The following is a 19,033-nucleotide window of genomic DNA, read 5'->3' on the forward strand; positions in this document are numbered from 1 at the left end:
GCTATCTTAAATAGTAACTAAAAGAAATGAGGGAATAATCTTAATGAAAAAAGTTCTTACCTATTTAGGACTGATTCTGGCAGCTTGCTTGCTTCTCGTAGCTTGTGCTTCCAATAAGCCAGCTGAGAAGAAAAAAGCGACACCAACTCCGACAGAACGTGCCAAGGCTGATGCGACAGTTTTAATTGATACTATGCTTGGAAAATCTAGTAACGGTTTTTCAAAACTCTACGGTGAAAATTACGAAGCCTGGACTGAAACGAAAGTCTTTGAAAAACAAGTTGCAGATACTATCGAAGAAAAGGGGTATACACCGGAAGACAAGTATACGTTTAAATACATTGAAGGTTATGATGCTAAGACACCAACCCAAGTGCTTTCTAAGTTCCTCAAGGTCCGTCGTAATATGATTGGTAAGATTCAGGACTATAAGCTGAAAGATGTCAAAGTTAAAGGAAATGAAGCGACAGTTACCTTTACTTCACGCTCTGTTAGTGCCTATGGTGCTGCAGCTGCTGTTCGTACTCTCCTTATGAGTCTCTATGATAACGACATTGACAAGTTGAAGCAATGGAATCAAGCTGATAACAACGATGTGGAAAAAGGTAAGGCCAAAGATCTCACAACGAAATTCCTTTATGGTGAAAACTTTAACGGTGATTTGACGCAATTTAAGGACGTTGATAAAGAAATGTCCTATACACCTTTGACAGGTGCTGATAATCTGGAAAAGACCTTCAAGCTTACCAAAGATGATGGTGGAAACTGGACTATTTCTGTAGAAGATTATAAAGAGCTTGCCGAAGCCTTGGTCGACCATGACGAATCAGGAAGCAGAGCCGTTTACGCCGAACGTATCCATAAGAATTTGTCAGACTATCAACCTGAAGATAGTAGCGACTCAAGCAGTAAGTCATCAGATAAGGATAAGTAGTGTTTTATTGGATTTGATGTTAAACATGTACGGAAAGCTGTTTTGGACGAAAAGAGTTGTCACATAAGTGGCAACTCTTTTCTATCTTGTTATTTCTACCCATACCCCTATAACCATTTTCTATCACCACTTAGTTTTTTATTATTAGACGAGTTGGGATGAAGATGGTAAACTGTTATCACTAACTATTAATGAAAGTTTCGAGGAATATAGATATGAAAAAATGGCTTGCAGGTTTAGGAATTCTTGGCTTGTCAGTTCTGACTTTGGCTGCTTGTGGAAACAAGAGTGACGGTAAGGCATCTGGTGAGAAGCAGACGATTACTGTTGCGACAGACTCTGATACGGCGCCTTTCACTTTCAAAAAAGGTGACGACTTCAAGGGGTATGATATTGATTTGGTCAAGGCTATTTTCAAGGATTCAGACAAGTATGAGGTCAAGTTTGTGACGACACCTTTTGATTCCATCTTGACAGGGGTAGATTCTGGACGTTATCAGATTGCGGCTAATGACTTCAACTACAATGAAGAACGTGCTCAGAAATATGGTTTCTCAGATCCGATTTCACGTTCTAACTACGCCATCACTAGTGCTGAGGGGACCAAGTATACCAGCCTAGACGATTTGTCTGGTAAGACGACAGAAGTACTTCCTGGCTCTAACTATGCTCAATTGCTTGAAAATTGGAACCATGCCAATGCGGACAAGACACCAATTACAATCAACTACGCTTCTAGCTCAACTGGTCTTTCAACACGTGTTCAACACATTCAAGAAGGAAAAATTGACTTTATCCTTTATGATGCCATTTCGTCTGAGTACATTGTCAAAGATCAAGGCTATAAGTTGGCAGTAAACAAGATTAAAGACGATATCGGTATGAAGACTGATGGTCTTGAATATCTTCTTTTCTCAAATGATAAGCAAGGTAAGGAACTCAAGACTTTTGTCAATAAACGTATCAAAGAGCTTAAGAGGGATGGAACCCTTGCCAAACTCAGCAAGGATTACTTCGGTGGCGATTACGTCAGTGATTTGAAATAATACGGTTAAAAGTTGAGACTGCTGTCTCAGCTTTTTGACGTTAATAAAGCTGAATTATCAGTGATATGATTTCCTTATCACTTTGATAAGAAAAGACTATTTCACAGACTTTCTGAGTCGTGCTAAAATGAATATTATAAAATTTATGATAAGATATTTGAACGGTTAGCACTAGGCTAACCGACTTTTTTAGAAAGAAAGGGCGACATTGTGAAAAAGAGTATAGAAGCATTTAATCGGTCACCTTGGTATCTCCAAGTTATTCTTGGCTTGGTTGGTTTGGCAGTAGCTGTTGCTTTAGCCATTCCCTTATCATGGCTAGTGGAAATCCTTTGGGGCTATGTTTTGCAACTGGTTGCGGTTGTCTTCAAATGGATTTCATCTTGGATGCCAGCTGGTAAGCTCTTCTCATGGAAGGCTGTCTTCGATGCTGTTCCTAAGATTGTGGAACGCTTGCCTTTAACTTTGGGATTGACTATTGCAGGTGCCTTCTTCGGTTTGATTTTGGCCCTTGTCTTTGCGGTTGTTAAAATCAATCGAGTACGTATCCTTTATCCAATTCAAGCCGTTTTTGTGAGCTTCTTGCGTGGGACACCAATCCTTGTACAACTCATGTTGACTTACTATGGTATTCCACTCTTCCTTCGTTACTTGAATGGTGAGTTCGGCTTAGATTGGAACATTAATGAGATTCCACCAGCTATCTTCGCTATTACAGCCTTTGCCTTTAATGAAGCAGCTTACATGAGTGAGACCATCCGTGCAGCGATTCAGGCCGTTGACGCTGGGGAAATCGAAGCTGCCCGTTCTCTTGGGATGACATCAGCACAAGTTTACCGTCGTGTCATCATTCCAAATGCGGCGGTTATTGCGACTCCAAGTTTGATTAACAGTTTGATTGGTTTGACTAAGGGAACATCACTTGCCTTTAGTGCAGGTATCGTCGAAATGTATGCACAGGCTCAAATCTTGGGTGGTGCCGACTACCGTTACTTTGAACGTTATATCTCAGTTGCCCTTGTATACTGGGCAATCTCAATCTTGATTGAGTACATTGGTCGTTCAGTTGAAAATCGCATGGCCATTAAGGCTCCTGAAGCGACTGACATTTCTGGCATTGGAGGTGACCGCTAATGATTAGTATCAAAAATTTGACCAAAGAATTTTCAGGACAAAAGGTTCTTGATGGCATTGATATTGACATTGAAAAGGGTGAAGTTGTAGCTCTTGTTGGTGCCTCTGGTGCAGGTAAGTCAACAATCCTTCGTAGCTTAAACTATTTGGAACAACCTGATTCTGGTACCATTACCATTGATGATTTCAAGGTAGATTTCGAAACAATTACCAAAGAGCAAATCCTTACTCTTCGTCGTAAGTTGTCCATGGTGTTCCAACAGTTCAACCTCTTTGAACGTCGTACAGCCTTGGATAATGTTAAGGAAGGTCTTAAGATTGTTAAGAAACTTTCTGACGACGAAGCTACCAAGATTGCTAAAGAAGAGCTCGCTAAGGTTGGGCTTTCTAATCGTGAAAATCACTACCCACGTCACTTGTCGGGTGGTCAAAAGCAACGTGTGGCCTTGGCTCGTGCCCTTGCAATGAAGCCTGATGTGCTCTTGCTTGACGAACCAACATCTGCCCTTGACCCTGAGTTGGTTGGTGAGGTTGAAAAATCAATAGCTGATGCGGCTAAGTCAGGTCAAACCATGATTTTGGTTAGTCACGACATGAACTTTGTTTATCAAGTGGCTGACAAGGTGCTTTTCCTTGAAAAAGGTCATATCCTTGAACAAGGAACACCCGATGAAATCTTTAACCATCCAAAAGAAGAACGAACAAAAGAATTTTTCGCTTCTTATTCAAAACAATATCTTTAAGATGGGATTTTTGTTACAATAGAAAAGGTAGTGGGATAGGACTACAGTTTAGTCCATAGTCAAAATCCCACAAGGATGATTAGGAACTTTTGAATGTTTCAAAGGCGACTATAGTCCAATCAGAGGCTGCATCGTGCAGTTATTACTAGTCGAATTTAGAGGTTGGAGAATGTTATCTCAGCCTTTTCTATTTCTCACTTTAGGATGATTTATGTTATTAAATATTTTTAAATTTTATCTCTTAGGCCTTGTGATTGCTTTCTTTGTGTGCTTGGTGATTGGTGCCATTTGGCTTGGATGGCGTGCCTTACGTCGTGCAGACAAAACTGTTAAGGAGCGTCAAGGTGCTCTCTATGATGCTATTATGATGTCGATGGTTTCGATTCCAGTTTTGGCATTTGCTTTTATGGCGATTCTTATCGTGCTGAATGCATAATTCTAGCTTTGTTGGCACATTAGGTGTAAGATATCTCTACAAGAAAATCATATAAGGAGTTACTCATGTACGATACAATTGTTATTGGAGCTGGTCCTGCGGGGATGACTGCAGCACTTTATGCAGCTCGTGCCAACCTTAAAGTGGCAACTTTGGAGCAAGGTGCTCCTGGTGGACAGATGAATAACACGTCTGATATTGAAAATTACCCTGGTTTTGAAAGTATCTCTGGTCCAGAATTGTCAATGAAGATGTTTGAACCCTTGGAAAAATTGGGCGTTGAAAATCTTTACGGTATCGTGTCTGGTATTGAAGACAAGGGTGACTATAAAGTTGTCAAAACTGGTGATGAGGAGTACCAAACCAAGACTGTTATCATTGCGACGGGTGCCAAACACCGCCACATCGGTGTTGCTGGTGAAGAAGAGTACAACAGTCGTGGTGTTTCTTACTGTGCGGTGTGTGATGGGGCTTTCTTCCGTAATCAAGACCTCCTGGTCGTTGGTGGTGGTGACTCTGCCGTTGAAGAAGGAATTTATTTGACACGCTTTGCCAATAGCGTGACCATTGTTCACCGTCGTGATGAATTGCGTGCACAAAAGGTTCTTCAAGACCGTGCCTTCGCCAATGAAAAGGTCAAGTTTATCTGGGATTCAGTCGTTGAAGAAATCAAGGGTGATGATATCAAGGTTCGCAGTGTTGATATCAAGAATGTCAAAACTGGTGAGGTGACTAACCACGAATTTGGCGGTGTCTTTGTTTATGTGGGACTTGATCCAGTTTCAGATTACTTGACAGGTCTTGACACCACTGACCAAGATGGTTGGGTAATTACAGATGATAAGATGGCGACACGTATTCCTGGTATCTTTGCCATTGGGGATGTCCGCCAGAAAGACCTTCGCCAAATTACAACAGCCGTAGGGGATGGTGCCACAGCTGGTATCGAAGCCTACAACTACGTGACTGCACTTGGTGATAAGTAAAATAAATGAAAACTCGGGAGCTTCTCGAGTTTTTTGTGTGGTCTTGTAGGTATTTAGCATGACTAGATTTCTTTGTGGCAACATTTATGTGTAATTTTTTGTTATAATAGAAAAGTCTTACTAAAAATCAGTAAAAACGAGGTGACCAACTTGCGTGTTGTAGCAGGTGATTTTGGCGGGCGTCCGCTTAAAACGTTAGAAGGCAAAACGACTCGTCCAACAACGGACAAGGTCAAGGGTGCCATTTTCAATATGATTGGTCCTTTCTTTGATGGGGGGCGTGTTCTGGATCTCTTTTCTGGGAGTGGTAGTCTGGCTATTGAGGCTATCAGTCGTGGTATGTCGTCTGCTGTCCTCGTGGAAAAGGATCGTCGGGCACAGGCTGTTATTCAGGAAAATATCAAGATGACCAAGAGTGAGAAGCAGTTTCAACTTTTGAAGATGGATGCAGCGCGTGCATTGACACAATTGACAGGTCAATTTGACTTGGTGCTTTTAGATCCGCCTTATGCCAAAGAGCAGATTGTGGCCAATATTACTCAGTTAGAGGAGCAAGGACTCTTGGCTGAGGAGGTTATGTTGGTTTGCGAGACAGATAAGGCTGTGGAATTACCTGAAGAAATTTCAAACTTTGGGATTTGGAAGCAGAAAACCTATGGTATCAGTAAGGTGACCGTTTACGTGCGTTAGCCTTTGATAGGGAAGTTGTAGAAAGGAATGCTATGACAAAGATTGCTATGTTTACGGGGTCTTTTGATCCAATTACCAATGGGCATGTGGATATCATTGCCAGAGCCAGCAAGCTCTTTGATGAGCTCTATATTGGACTATTTTATAATAAAAATAAGCAGGGCTTCTGGGACATTGAGACTCGCAAGCGTATCTTGGAAGAGGTTGTAGCAGATTTTCCCAATGTCAAGGTTATAACGGCTCACGATAGTCTGGCTGTAGATGTTGCCAGAGATCTTGGGGTGACTTATCTGGTTAGAGGTCTTCGCAATGCGACAGATTTTGACTATGAGGCTAATATGGATTATTTCAATAAGGGGCTGGCGCCTGAGCTTGAAACGGTTTATTTGATTGCTAGTCATGAGGTGACACCAGTGTCATCGAGTCGTGTGCGTGAGTTGATTTATTTTGAAGGGGACATTAGTTCTTATGTTCCGCAAGCAGTTGTTAAGGAAGTGGAGGCCAAGCGTGGCAAACAAGAACGAATCTAAATCACTATTAGGGAAAATTTGGCGGATTAAGTGGTGGTTATTAAGTATTTTTACGGTACTTTTCCTCCTCTTTTCCCTCTTTTTCCCGCTAAATAATTATTATGTTGAGCTTCCGGGTGGGGCTTTTGATACTAAGGAAGTTTTGACTGTAGATAAGAAAGCTGATGATTCAAAAGGATCCTACAATTTTGTGGCGGTGGCTCAAACCAAGGCGACCTTGGCCCTCATGCTCTATGCTCAGCTTAATGATTTTGCAAAGCTTCAAACAGCTGAAGAGGCGACTGGAAATTACTCTGATGAAGATTTCATGCGTATCAATCAATTCTACATGGAGACTTCCCAAAACCAGGCGATTTATCAGGGCTTGACTCTGGCTGGTAAGGAGGCTAGCTTGGAGTATATGGGTGTTTATGTGCTTCAGGTGGCTGATGACTCTAGTTTCAAGGGTGTCCTTAATATTGCGGATACGGTGACAGCTGTCAATGGCAAGACCTTTGATAATTCTACTGACTTGATTAAATACGTCCAAGGACTTAAGTTGGGTTCAAAAGTCAAGGTCACTTATACGACAGAGGACAAAGAAAAGACTGCCACTGGTAAGATCATTAAGATTGCTAATGGTAAAAATGGTATCGGTATTGGTTTGACGGATCATACTGAGGTCAAGAGTCCTGAAAACGTGAAGTTTAAACTTGATGGTGTTGGTGGACCAAGTGCGGGGCTTATGTTTACTTTGGCTATTTACGATCAGGTGTCTGGTCAAGACCTCAAGGCTGGCCGTAAAATTGCTGGAACAGGTACTATTGAAAAGGATGGGGCTGTCGGTGATATCGGTGGGGCCTACCTCAAGGTGAAATCAGCGGCTGATAGTGGCGCAGATATTTTCTTCGTGCCAAATAATCCAGTAACTAAGGAAATGAAAAAGGCTGATCCGGATGCCAAGACTAACTATCAAGAGGCCAAGGAAGCTGCCAAGAAACTGGGGACCAAGATGAAAATCGTTCCTGTTAAAACAGCTCAAGAAGCCATTGATTATTTGAAAAAGACTAAGTAAGAAGAGAGAGTAGGACAGGCAGAAATCCATGATTTTTGTCCTAGTCTTACTCTCTTTTTAAGGTCAAAGTGTTATAATAGTCTTTATGAAAAAACGTTATAGAACAGTCAATGATTACTATCGTGAAATTTTTGGCGAAAAGATTTTCAAACTTCCTATAGATGCGGGCTTTGATTGTCCCAACCGTGATGGCACAGTGGCTCACGGTGGCTGTACCTTTTGTACGGTATCGGGGTCTGGGGACGCCATTGTAGCTCCTGAGGCGCCGATTCGTGAGCAGTTTTACCATGAGATTGACTTTATGCACCGCAAGTGGCCAGAAGTTCAGAAATATCTGGTTTATTTTCAAAATTTTACCAATACCCACGCTCCGCTTGAGGTTATCAAGGAACGCTACGAACAGGCTATCAATGAGCCTGGTGTTGTTGGCATCAATATCGGGACTCGCCCAGACTGTTTGCCAGATGATGTGATTGATTATCTGGCAGAACTCACAGAACGTATGCATGTGACTGTTGAACTTGGTTTGCAGACGACTTATGAAGAAACGTCAGAACTCATTAACCGAGCACACAGCTATGAACTCTACGTGGAGACCGTGAAGCGTCTGCGTGAGCGTGCACCAAAGGCTGAAATTGTATCGCACTTGATTAATGGATTGCCAGGGGAAACCCACGAGATGATGGTGGAAAATGTTCGCCGCTGTGTGACGGACAATGACATTCAGGGAATCAAACTCCACCTCCTCCACCTGATGACCAATACGCGTATGCAAAGAGATTACCACGAGGGGCGTCTCAAATTGCTGAGCCAGGAAGAGTATGTGTCAATCATCTGTGACCAGTTGGAAATCATCCCTAAGGATATCGTCATTCATCGGATTACTGGTGATGCGCCGCGAGATATGTTGATTGGTCCTATGTGGAGTCTCAACAAGTGGGAAGTCCTTAATGCCATTGACAAAGAGATGGAACGTCGTGACTCATGGCAAGGGTGTAAAGTAGTTAGCGACAAGGAGGAAAAAGCATGATTAAGCGTCCCATTCATCTGTCTCATGACTTTCTAGCAGAAGTGCTGGACGATGAGAGTGTAGCTATCGATGCGACCATGGGAAATGGCAATGATACAGCCTTTCTGGCTGGCCTTGCCAAGAAGGTCTATGCTTTTGACGTGCAGGAGCAGGCGCTTGAAAAGACCAGTCAACGCTTGTCAGACCTGGGAATTGAAAATGCGGAACTCATTTTAGATGGTCACGAAAATCTGGACCATTATGTCACGGAACCTATTCGAGTAGCTATTTTCAATCTGGGCTACCTGCCATCTGCAGACAAAAGTGTCATCACTAAGCCCCATACGACTCTTGAGGCCATTGAGAAAATCCTTGACCGCTTAGAAGTTGGTGGGCGCTTGGCTATTATGATTTACTACGGTCATGATGGTGGTGATATGGAGAAGGATGCTGTGCTTGAGTACGTTATCGGTTTGGACCAGCGTGTTTTCACAGTCATGCTTTACCAACCCCTTAATCAAATTAATACCCCACCATTTTTGGTGATGTTGGAGAAATTACAATGATTACAGATATTAAAGAAAAACTTGCAGATATGCAGGCCAAATATATTGATAAGCAGAGTGCCGAGGGTACTTTGAAAAAGGTTGATAATCGTAAAACGGCTAAGATCAAGAAAAAGTTAGCTAGTCTTGAGGTCGAACGTTGCCATAAACTTTTAGCCAAGGAAGATGTCACTGCCATTGATAAAAAAATTAGTAAGCAAAAAGAACTATTCTCAAACTGTTGTCATAAGGAAGGGTAGGAGGAGCTATGCATCTATCGTTAGCTTTGCTTGTTCTTCTTTTTAGCTTGATTTTATCGAACGTTATCAATCGTATCTTTCCACGTCTTCCCTTACCCTTGATTCAAATTATTTTTGGAGTGGGTATCGGTTTTCTTTTTAAGGGACGTGCTTTCGAGCTTGAAACGGAACTTTTTCTAGCTTTCATTATTGCTCCCTTGCTGTTTCGTGAGGGTGAAGAAAGTGATATTACCAGTATTTTACGTAACTGGAAGCTCATTCTATTTTTGATTTTTCCAGTCATCTTCGTGTCTACACTGGGAATCGGTTATCTTGCTAAGGCTGTCTTGCCTGCCTCAGTGCCTTTGTCTGCCTGCCTAGCTATTGGGGCGGCTCTTGGGCCAACGGATTTGGTGGCCTATTCAGCTATTTCTAAACGTTTCAGTTTTCCAAAGTGGATTAGCTACATTTTGCAGGGGGAAGGTCTTCTGAACGACGCCTCTGGCTTGGTCGCCTTTCAGGTGGCGGTGACTGCATTGACCACAGGTACCTTCTCTCTCCTTGGGGCGAGCTGGAATTTGGTTATTTCTGTGCTTGGTGGTTTTTTAGTTGGCTTGATTACAGCCTTATTTAATCGTCTCTTTTTAACCATTTTGGACAATATGGATGCTGCTGATGTCACAGGTGCTCTCTTACTAGAGTTGGTACTACCGATTTCCTCTTACTTTGTAGCCGAGGAAATTCATGCTTCTGGAATTATTGCTGTTGTCGTAGCAGGGATTTCGCTTGCCAGTCGTTTCAAAAAAATCACCGTTTTTGATGCTAAGTTGGATAGTGTTTCTCATACGATTTGGGGAACCATTACCTTCATGCTTAATGGCATGGTCTTTTTCCTCTTGGGAACAGAACTTCCAACCCTAGCAGCCCCAGTACTGCGTAGCAGTACTTACGATAATCTCTGGATGCTTCTTGCTATCATCCTTCTAACAGCGACCATGTTTGGTATTCGTTTTGTTATGATTAGTGCAGTATTTGCTCAAAGAGCTTGGAGGGCCAAACGATCACTAAAAAAAATCTGGAAGGGTGCTACTCTGTTAACCTTTTCAGGTGTTAAAGGAACGGTTTCCATTGCAACCATCCTTTTGCTTCCAGTTGCCAATATGACTGCTCTGGAACATAGTCTTTTGCTTTTTACGGTAGCGGGTGTGACCTTGCTGAGCTTCTTAACAGGGATTTTAGTCCTACCTAAGCTAGCGACTGGACCAGCGCACACGACCAACCATTATATGCAGATTGCCATTCTCAATGATGTGGTCGATGAGTTGGAAAAAGATCTAAAACAGTCTACCAATCAAGGGGCTGTCTATGCTACTATTGACAACTACAATCAACGCTTGGAAGATTTAATCTTGGAGCAGGAATCAAATGATGTCAAAGAAGAGTTGGCCAATATCCGAGTAATGATTATGGAAATTGAGAGTGAGGGTCTGGAATATGCCTACAAGAAGGGTAAGATTTCAGAACTCGAATACAATCTCTACCAACGTTATATCAAGGGCTTGGAACGTCGTATCAACCGTGGTTTTGTCTCTAGCCTTTCTTACGCCCTAGCTGTCTTTGTGCGTGGCCTTCGTAGATTGTTACACTTAGCTCTTACTTTCAAGTTTCATATTGATCAGGATGAAACGAGAAGAGGTCCTAGGTTGACGGAAGAAAACCGCGACCATATGACTGAGCTCTATTTGACAAATACTGAGCAGATTTTGGAAGCCCTGAGTAATCTGGAAGGTGTTTATCATTCAGATCTCTTGTCTTATCTGAAACGCAGTCGCCTTCAAGAGGCTGAGATTATTCAATCAGGTGCCTTTGTTGAGCGGGTTATCACCCATCTTCATCCAGACAATATTGATGAAATGTTGCGTGGCTACTATTTGGAACGTAAGGTTATCAACGAGTACGAGCAGGCTGAACTTATTTCTAGCCGTTATGCCAAGCAGCTTCGTAAGGAAGTCAATACTTTGGAGGATTACTCTCTCAAAGAAACTAGCAACACGTTAACCTATGATATGATTAATCTGGCTCGAGGTCGAGCTTAAGCAATGAATGTTATCACAAAAAGAAGCCAAGAAAAATTTTGGCTTCTTGTTCATATATTTTTATAGAACAGCTTGTCGTTCCAGCCTTAATTTTGTATGGCGTATCGAAAATAAAAGAGGAGTAGTGATAAAAGAACAAGTCCCCTAGACATTATCTGGGGGACTTGTTTCTTTGAGTGATTTTTATAGAAGAGGGTTAATGTAAAAACGATGGTTATCAATTGGAATAATTTGAACAGGATTTTGGTAGAAGTCAGCTAAAACTTCTGGTGTGATGATATCATTTTTTGGTCCTTGTGCCACGATTCTTCCCTGACGGAGTAGGAGAATGTGGTCCATCTTTTCAGTAATCTCTTCAGCATGGTGGGTGACGTAAAGTACCAGTGGTGCGTGAGGAAGCGAGGTGATACGGTCAATCTGACGTAAAAGTTTTTCGCGGGCAAATAGGTCCAAGCCAACAGTCGCTTCGTCAAGGATAATGATGTCAGGATCTTCCATGAGACTGCGAGCAATCAAACAAATTTGTTTTTCTCCTTGAGACAGGCCATGGTATTTACGACCTATCAAATCTCCAGCACCAAGTGAGGTCAGCATGTCCTTGGCTTCTTGCAACTCCTTATCCCCATATGCCTTGTAGAGGATTGAGCTCTTGTATTTACCAGTAAGGACGATTTTTTCAGCAGTCATATGCTTAGGCAAACGCTCAGTGATGAAGGAGCTGACGATACCGATATGTTGACGAAGACCTGTGATGTCTCCATTCCCAAAGGTGTAGCCTAGTATCTCAGCCTTTCCCTCAGAAGGGAAGAATTCAGCTGTCAACAAACGTAGGAGGGTTGATTTTCCAGCACCGTTAAGTCCCAGGATAGCCCAGGTTTGTCCTTTTTCAACTGTCCAGTTAAGGTCAGACAAAAGTGTTTTTCCTTGGCGGGCCAAGCTGACATTTTCTAAGCGTATAAGTGACATGAGTCTCTCCTTCGATGATAAATTACTCTAATTATAGCATAAAATAGGAACCTGTATTGGGAAATTGTGATATAATGGAAGTCAGAATTTTTTTAGAGGAGAAGAAAAAATGGAAGACTCCAGTGGTCAGTCCTTATTATTTCAATCTATTTTATTACTAATTTTAACCTTGCTTACGGCCTTTTTCTCAGCATCAGAGATGGCTTTAGTATCACTAAACCGTTCACGTGTGGAACAAAAGGCTGAAGAAGGCGACAAGAAATTTATTCGCCTGCTCAAGGTTCTTGAAAATCCAAATAACTTCTTATCAACCATTCAAGTTGGTATTACCTTTATCAGTCTCTTACAAGGGGCTAGTCTCTCCGCTTCACTAGGTGCAGTGATAGCGACTTGGTTTGGTCATGCAGCCTGGGCTAAGACAGCAGGTAGTATGATTTCTTTAGTTGTCTTGACCTATATCTCGATTGTTTTTGGGGAACTTTATCCTAAACGTATTGCTATGAACCTCAAGGAAAATCTAGCCATCTACTCAGCACCAGTTATTATTGTTACTGGTAAGATTGTTAGTCCCTTTGTTTGGATTCTTTCAGCATCGACAAATCTTGTGTCTCATTTGACGCCTATGACCTTTGATGATGCGGATGAGCAGATGACTCGGGATGAGATTGAGTACATGTTGGCCAAGAGTGAAGATACACTTGAGGCTGAAGAAATTGAAATGCTCCAGGGGATTTTCTCTCTTGATGAATTGATGGCACGTGAGGTTATGGTCCCTCGTACAGATGCCTTCATGATTGATATTGAAGACAATACTCAAGAAAATATCCAAGCTATTCTCAAGGAAAGTTTCTCTCGTATCCCTGTTTACGAGGATGACAAGGATAAGATTATCGGTGTCATTCATACTAAAAACCTTCTAAAAGCAGGTTTTGAACTTGGTTTTGAAAATATCAAACTTCGTCGAATCATGAACGAACCTCTCTTTGTTCCAGAGACTATCTTCGTAGATGATCTCTTGGCGGCCTTTCGTAACACCAATAATCAGATGGCTATCTTGCTTGATGAATACGGTGGCGTTGCTGGTCTTGTTACCTTCGAGGACCTTTTGGAAGAAATCGTTGGTGAGATTGACGACGAAACAGATAAAACTAGTGTGGAAGTTCGTGAAATTGGTGAGAATACTTATATTGTCGAAGGAGCTATGACTCTTAACGACTTCAATGAACATTTTGATACAGAACTTGAGAGTGATGACGTTGATACTATCGCAGGTTATTATTTGACTGGTGTGGGGGCCATCCCAACTCAAGAAGTCAAGGAACACTATTCAGTTATCAACAAGGACAAACACCTCGAATTTATCAATGATAAGGTTAAGGATGGTCGTGTAACCAAACTTAAGGTAATCATCACAGCCGCTCCAGAAGAAGCAGAAGAATAGTTTTTTCCACGTTTTTATTAGAAAATGTTGGAACTCAAAAGCGACTATCTACTAATTAGGCACTTTCTCTCATTATGAGTGAAAGTGCTTTTTCTTATCTATCTTGGAATATCATCTTATCAAAATAATAAGATTAGAAAACGTCTATAAAACACGTCATAAAGCCTTTTTTACCTATCAAAACTGCCGGACTTTGTCAGGAAAACAACCATAATTTTGAAGATAATCTAACATTTTTCAGCGTATTGATAGATTTAGAATAAAAATAAATAAGATTTTAATTAAAACAGTCTTTTATTACTTTTTTATGGTAGAATATAAATTAACTGATAAATGAAAAAAGGAGAATCTTGATGGCTTCTAAAAAATCTATATATAGTAGCTTGCTTTTACTCACCCTTACCCTAGGAGCTTTTGTACCAGTAACTTCTTTTGCGGACGATGGTATTGCGACAAATGATGCTGTTCTTACACAACCAACGACAGATCGTGCAGTAACTGGTCCTTCAACAGCCCCAAGTGATGGAGACTTGGCTCGTAGCAATGATTCAAACACAGGTGCGGCAACGCCAACAACACCAACACCTACAGTTCCTGAAGTACCAGCTGAACCAACAACACCAGCAACTCCAGAAACACCTGCGACACCGGCTCCAACAGCTGATTCATCTACAAAACCAGCTGATAAACCAACTGAGAAACCAGCCGATAAGCCGGAAGACCCAGCTTCAGCAACTGATAAAGGGACAAGCGAAGCACCTCAAAACCCTGAAACTCCAGCAGTGAATGTTAATGGACAACCTGTTGTTACTGTAACACCGACAGCTCCAGTTATCACTGCAGCTGGCCAAACAATTGTGTCTACACAAAATAGCCAAATTGTTATCGCTAACACTGATGGTACAACAAGTGTTGTTGCTCCTGAAACAGTAGGATTCAAAGTGAACGCTGACGGTACATTGACTGGTAAAGATGCTAAAGGTAAGGAAGTTACACTTCCTAAGACTGGTGAAGCATCAACAGTAATCTTGACAATGGTAGGAACATTCTTCCTTGCTGCTGCAGCCTTTTTGGGGCTTAAGAAACGTGCCTAGTAATATAGATGATAAAAGACTGGATTTTTCCAGTTTTTTTGTTTTTCTTCTGGTATAGTATAGATATTCCTTAATTTCAGATGTATTATAGTATAACCTTTGCCTGAATTCAGGCAGATATGGAGCATGTTTCTGATAAAAGAGGTATAATAAAAACATGTAAAAAGCGTTTTCAAGGAGGCTGCCATGGCAGAAATTGATTACAGTCAGGTGACTGGACTTGTTCATTCAACCGAAAGTTTTGGATCCGTAGATGGTCCTGGTATCCGTTTTATTGTTTTCATGCAAGGCTGTAAGATGCGTTGCCAATATTGTCATAACCCAGATACTTGGGCTATGGAGTCAAATAAGGCTGTTGAACGTACAGTTGAAGATGTCTTAGATGAGGCTCTTCGTTTCCGTCATTTCTGGGGTGAGCATGGTGGTATCACTGTATCAGGTGGTGAGGCCATGCTTCAGATTGATTTTGTCACTGCCCTCTTTACAGAGGCTAAGAAGCTAGGGATTCATTGTACGCTTGATACTTGTGGGTTTGCTTACCGCAATACTCCTGAGTATCATGAAGTTGTTGACAAACTTTTGGCTGTTACTGACTTGGTCCTACTTGACATCAAAGAGATTGATCCTGAACAACACAAGTTTGTGACCCGTCAACCTAATAAAAATATTTTGGAATTTGCTCAATATCTGTCTGATAAACAAGTTCCAGTCTGGATTCGCCATGTTTTGGTACCTGGTTTGACAGACTTTGACGAACACTTGGTTAAGCTTGGTGAGTTTGTAAAAACCTTGAAAAATGTCGATAAATTTGAAATTCTTCCCTATCATACAATGGGTGAGTTCAAATGGCGTGAGCTCGGTATTCCATATCCTTTGGAAGGGGTCAAACCACCAACGGCAGATCGGGTTAAAAATGCCAAAGCTCTCATGCACACTGAAACGTATCAAGAGTATAAAAATCGTATCGGTGTTAAAACCTTGGATTGAAAAAGAAGCTCTTGACAAGAGCTTTTTAACTTTGCTATTATTTAGGGAGCAATAAAGAGTAGGTAAATTATGTTTCGTATTTTAAAATTTGATGATGACTTTGTTTATCTCAGTCATCCTGACGGGCGACTTAAGAAAATAGATCGCACGCTTTTTGATTTTGATATAAAATTAGGAGACCGTATAGATGTCTATCAGGATGGGGACTTGACAGTTGTTACTCCGGCAGAAGTCCAAACGGACTTGAGCCTAGAGGGAGACAAATCTGTTAAATCACACCTCTTGCAGGGGATTTTAGATCTTTTCCTTGAGACCCTTAATATTCACAATAATCATTTGGGTGACTTGAAGAAGATTTTCACACAGTTATTGATTACACTCTTCATGGCTTGGAGCTTGTTGGGAGTTATTCTGGTTGAGATTCTTCTCTTTGCAGAGTCAATTATTGTCTTCCTATGGAGACTCTTGGTTCGTCTTATTAAGTGGATGCATATTAAAGACAATACTAAGGTCTTGATTGATGAGACGCAAAAACGTCATGCTAAGCGTGAGCGTCAAAAAGCCCAAAGACGTGAGCAGGAAAGACGTCGTCAGGAAGAACTTGAAGAACGTGAATATCTTCGTGAAACAGAACGTCAAAAGGAACTCATGATTGTTGAAGCTAGCCTTAGTCAGGAAGCAGAGCGTGAGAGCCTTTCAACTAGTCTTGCTTTGGAGCAAGCAGGTGCCTCAAGTCAATCTGCTAGTGAAGACTTGGCCGAAGAAAGCCAGTCAACTTCAGAGTCAGAAGTGATGTCTGAATCAGCAAAGTCTGAAAAATAGAACAAAAAAAGAACTGAGATTTAGGATCTCGGTTCTTTTTCATATGAGAAAAGCACCAGAGGTGCTTGTGAGAGGTGACTAAAGTGTTTTTTCAGAGTCACGAACAATGAGCAAGTCAACTTTTGCGTGACGGAGAATGTATTCAGAAGATGAACCAATAAGCAAGCGTTCAAAAGTATTGAGACCTGTGGCACCAACCATAATAAGGTCAACATTTTCCTTATCAGGGATATCAACAGCCAAGAGGCTCTTAGGATTACCGAACTCAATAACTTTGCGAATCTTGGTTAAACCAGCTTCTCTGGCTTGGCGTTCAAAGTCAGCCAAAACAGCTTTAGCTTCGTCTTCTAGTTTTTCATAGATGTAAGAGTCGAAAGTCGCAACGCTTTGAAGGGCGCGTGTATCGATAACGTGTACCAATAGTAACTGAGCATTATTACGTTTTGCAACGTGCACACCTTTAATAAAGGCCAGTTCTGATTCGTAAGAACCGTCGATAGCTACCATAATACGTTCATATTGTTGAGACATAAGCTCTACCTCCTATCTTTAGCTTTATTATACTCCTTTAATCTAAAAAATGAAAGCGTTGTTATAGATTTTCTGAAATCTTTTTTTGACTGCTTACTTTAGGACGCTCTTAGTAATGTGAAGATTTCAGTATTATCTAAAAATTGAAGATTGCTTGAAAAAGAGGTATAATACAATCTGTTATTAGCTTCGTAAGAAACATGATAATTAAAAAAGAGGAAGACAAGTCTTCAGAAATGATACCAAATGGCCAAGCCTAAAGTTGGTGTCAATAAAAGTGGAAATCCCCATCAGGTGTTGAATTTTCTTATTTTCTGCTAGATGTATCTACTTTTAGTATCTTTTGAAAGGATTAACTTATGAAAACATTTGATAAATCATCAAAGTTGGATCACGTTGCCTATGATATTCGTGGACCAGTTTTGGATGAAGCCAACCGTATGATTGCCAATGGTGAAAAGATTCTTCGTCTTAATACAGGAAATCCTGCGGAATTTGGCTTTACAGCACCGGATGAAGTCATTCGTGATTTAATTATGAATGTTCGTAACAGTGAAGGGTATTCGGATAGTAAGGGGATTTTCTCAGCTCGTAAGGCGATTATGCAGTATTGCCAGCTAAAGGGATTCCCAAATGTAGATATTGATGATATTTATATTGGTAATGGTGTTTCAGAAATGATTTCCATGTCTATGCAGGCCTTGCTTGATGATGGAGATGAGGTCTTGGTCCCAATGCCAGACTATCCTCTTTGGACAGCTTGTGTCAGTCTAGCTGGCGGTAATGCCGTACACTATGTCTGTGATGAAAAATCTAACTGGTATCCAGATATTGATGATATCAAATCAAAGATTACGTCAAATACTAAGGCAATTGTAGTCATCAATCCTAATAATCCTACAGGTTCGCTCTATCCTAAGGATGTTCTTGAACAGATTGTGGATATTGCTCGACAAAATGATTTGATTATCTTTGCGGATGAGATTTATGACCGCTTGGTTATGGATGGTAAAAAGCATACTGCGATTGCTAGTCTTGCACCAGATGTTTTCTGTGTGTCTATGAATGGTCTTTCTAAGTCTCACCGTATCTGTGGTTTCCGTGTAGGTTGGATGGTTCTCTCTGGACCTAAAAAGAATGTCAAAGGCTATATTGAAGGGCTTAATATGTTGGCCAACATGCGTCTTTGTGCTAATGTGCTCTCCCAACACGTTATTCAGACTTCACTTGGTGGTTACCAATCCGTGGATGAACTCTTGATCCCTGGTGGGCGTATCTATGAACAACGTGAGTTTATCACGAATACCGTAAACGCTATTCCAGGGCTTTCGGCTGTTAAGCCTGACGCAGGGCTTTACATCTTCCCTAAGATTGACCGTAACATGTATGATATTGAAGATGATGAAGAATTCTGTCTTCGTCTCTTGAAGAAGGAGAAGGTTCTCCTAGTTCCAGGTAAAGGCTTTAACTGGAATGAACCAGATCACTTCCGTATTGTCTACCTTCCTCGTGTGGAAGAGTTGGCTGATCTCGGTAACAAAATCGAACGAGTCTTGTCATATTACAAGCGTTAATTTCTTAAAAAACTGGACAAAAAGGCTTGTCCAGTTTTTATTGTCTCTAAAAAGGGGATGTATTTGAGTAAAATCCGAACATTTTTCCTAAAAATGCCATAATATACATAATATAATGAATAGTAAAATAATAAATAATTTTCAGACAATTGTTTGCAATTTCTGGGTTAAGTGTG

Annotated in this window: 20 protein-coding genes; 18 read left to right on the forward strand and 2 right to left on the reverse strand. The window is 41.2% G+C overall.

Annotation, left to right across the window (positions count from 1 at the left end; genetic code table 11):
• Window positions 1-43: 43 nt before the first annotated feature.
• The 13 genes from H7T98_RS00700 to H7T98_RS00760 all read left to right on the forward strand — a co-directional run bounded on the left by H7T98_RS00700 (window position 44) and on the right by H7T98_RS00760 (window position 11,442).
• Window positions 44-934 (forward strand): peptidase, encoded by an 891-nt coding sequence (locus tag H7T98_RS00700; RefSeq protein WP_201061025.1) that lies wholly within the window; start codon window positions 44-46, stop codon window positions 932-934.
• A 215-nt stretch (window positions 935-1,149) separates the two neighbouring features.
• Complete coding sequence (locus H7T98_RS00705) at window positions 1,150-1,980, forward strand: transporter substrate-binding domain-containing protein (protein WP_201061027.1); 831 nt, start codon at window positions 1,150-1,152, stop codon at window positions 1,978-1,980.
• A 387-nt stretch (window positions 1,981-2,367) separates the two neighbouring features.
• A complete protein-coding gene (locus H7T98_RS00710) occupies window positions 2,368-3,114 on the forward strand; it encodes an amino acid ABC transporter permease (protein WP_195187891.1) in 747 nt (248 codons plus the stop codon).
• On the forward strand, window positions 3,114-3,857 hold the full coding sequence (locus H7T98_RS00715; protein WP_002891704.1) for an amino acid ABC transporter ATP-binding protein: 744 nt from the start codon (window positions 3,114-3,116) through the stop codon (window positions 3,855-3,857). Before H7T98_RS00710 ends, H7T98_RS00715 begins: the two co-directional genes overlap by 1 nt.
• A 211-nt stretch (window positions 3,858-4,068) precedes the next feature.
• The gene (locus tag H7T98_RS00720; protein ID WP_002884393.1) at window positions 4,069-4,293 is read left to right on the forward strand and encodes a DUF4059 family protein; all 225 of its coding nucleotides are present in this window, start codon (window positions 4,069-4,071) and stop codon (window positions 4,291-4,293) included.
• Between the two features lie 32 nt (window positions 4,294-4,325).
• Window positions 4,326-5,279, forward strand: coding sequence for a thioredoxin-disulfide reductase (trxB, locus tag H7T98_RS00725; RefSeq protein ID WP_311636323.1), 954 nt, complete (start codon window positions 4,326-4,328; stop codon window positions 5,277-5,279).
• 93 nt (window positions 5,280-5,372) lie between these two features.
• Complete coding sequence (gene rsmD / locus H7T98_RS00730; protein ID WP_311636324.1) at window positions 5,373-5,969, forward strand: 16S rRNA (guanine(966)-N(2))-methyltransferase RsmD; 597 nt, start codon at window positions 5,373-5,375, stop codon at window positions 5,967-5,969.
• Between the two features lie 32 nt (window positions 5,970-6,001).
• Complete coding sequence (gene coaD, locus H7T98_RS00735) at window positions 6,002-6,499, forward strand: pantetheine-phosphate adenylyltransferase (protein WP_073949696.1); 498 nt, start codon at window positions 6,002-6,004, stop codon at window positions 6,497-6,499.
• Window positions 6,477-7,553: a SepM family pheromone-processing serine protease gene (locus tag H7T98_RS00740; protein ID WP_037598428.1), complete on the forward strand. Its 1,077-nt coding sequence runs from the start codon at window positions 6,477-6,479 to the stop codon at window positions 7,551-7,553. The genes coaD and H7T98_RS00740 overlap by 23 nt, the downstream gene beginning before the upstream one ends.
• Window positions 7,554-7,638: 85 nt before the next feature.
• The gene (locus tag H7T98_RS00745) at window positions 7,639-8,583 is read left to right on the forward strand and encodes a TIGR01212 family radical SAM protein (RefSeq protein ID WP_060971650.1); all 945 of its coding nucleotides are present in this window, start codon (window positions 7,639-7,641) and stop codon (window positions 8,581-8,583) included.
• Window positions 8,580-9,128 (forward strand): tRNA (mnm(5)s(2)U34)-methyltransferase, encoded by a 549-nt coding sequence (locus H7T98_RS00750; RefSeq protein WP_060971649.1) that lies wholly within the window; start codon window positions 8,580-8,582, stop codon window positions 9,126-9,128. The genes H7T98_RS00745 and H7T98_RS00750 overlap by 4 nt, the downstream gene beginning before the upstream one ends.
• Window positions 9,125-9,367 (forward strand): hypothetical protein, encoded by a 243-nt coding sequence (locus H7T98_RS00755; RefSeq protein WP_002891697.1) that lies wholly within the window; start codon window positions 9,125-9,127, stop codon window positions 9,365-9,367. The genes H7T98_RS00750 and H7T98_RS00755 overlap by 4 nt, the downstream gene beginning before the upstream one ends.
• 8 nt (window positions 9,368-9,375) lie before the next feature.
• A complete protein-coding gene (locus H7T98_RS00760; protein WP_037602478.1) occupies window positions 9,376-11,442 on the forward strand; it encodes a cation:proton antiporter in 2,067 nt (688 codons plus the stop codon).
• Window positions 11,443-11,625: 183 nt separating this feature from the next.
• Here the strand turns inward: H7T98_RS00760 and H7T98_RS00765 are convergent, their stop codons facing one another.
• Window positions 11,626-12,408: an ABC transporter ATP-binding protein gene (locus tag H7T98_RS00765; RefSeq protein ID WP_175057281.1), complete on the reverse strand. Its 783-nt coding sequence runs from the start codon at window positions 12,406-12,408 to the stop codon at window positions 11,626-11,628.
• Window positions 12,409-12,517: 109 nt separating this feature from the next.
• Here H7T98_RS00765 and H7T98_RS00770 point away from each other — a divergent pair, with 109 nt between their 5' ends.
• From H7T98_RS00770 to H7T98_RS00785, 4 genes are all read left to right on the forward strand, one after another.
• On the forward strand, window positions 12,518-13,849 hold the full coding sequence (locus H7T98_RS00770; RefSeq protein WP_013991098.1) for a hemolysin family protein: 1,332 nt from the start codon (window positions 12,518-12,520) through the stop codon (window positions 13,847-13,849).
• A 353-nt stretch (window positions 13,850-14,202) separates the two neighbouring features.
• The gene (locus H7T98_RS00775; protein ID WP_037602472.1) at window positions 14,203-14,943 is read left to right on the forward strand and encodes an LPXTG cell wall anchor domain-containing protein; all 741 of its coding nucleotides are present in this window, start codon (window positions 14,203-14,205) and stop codon (window positions 14,941-14,943) included.
• Window positions 14,944-15,129: 186 nt separating this feature from the next.
• A complete protein-coding gene (pflA, locus tag H7T98_RS00780; RefSeq protein ID WP_021143691.1) occupies window positions 15,130-15,930 on the forward strand; it encodes a pyruvate formate-lyase-activating protein in 801 nt (266 codons plus the stop codon).
• Between the two features lie 69 nt (window positions 15,931-15,999).
• Window positions 16,000-16,752: a hypothetical protein gene (locus H7T98_RS00785; protein ID WP_014634961.1), complete on the forward strand. Its 753-nt coding sequence runs from the start codon at window positions 16,000-16,002 to the stop codon at window positions 16,750-16,752.
• A gap of 78 nt (window positions 16,753-16,830) precedes the next feature.
• Here H7T98_RS00785 and H7T98_RS00790 read toward each other — a convergent pair whose 3' ends face one another.
• Window positions 16,831-17,283, reverse strand: a complete 453-nt coding sequence (locus H7T98_RS00790) for a universal stress protein (protein WP_002891687.1) — start codon at window positions 17,281-17,283, stop codon at window positions 16,831-16,833.
• 359 nt (window positions 17,284-17,642) lie between these two features.
• Here H7T98_RS00790 and H7T98_RS00795 point away from each other — a divergent pair, with 359 nt between their 5' ends.
• Window positions 17,643-18,857, forward strand: a complete 1,215-nt coding sequence (locus H7T98_RS00795; RefSeq protein WP_002884715.1) for a pyridoxal phosphate-dependent aminotransferase — start codon at window positions 17,643-17,645, stop codon at window positions 18,855-18,857.
• The last annotated feature ends 176 nt before the right edge of the window (window positions 18,858-19,033 follow it).

Origin of the sequence: Streptococcus sp. 23.2 (assembly GCF_016648665.1) — a bacterium.
In the GTDB taxonomy this organism is placed as follows: Bacteria; Bacillota; Bacilli; order Lactobacillales; family Streptococcaceae; genus Streptococcus; species Streptococcus salivarius_E.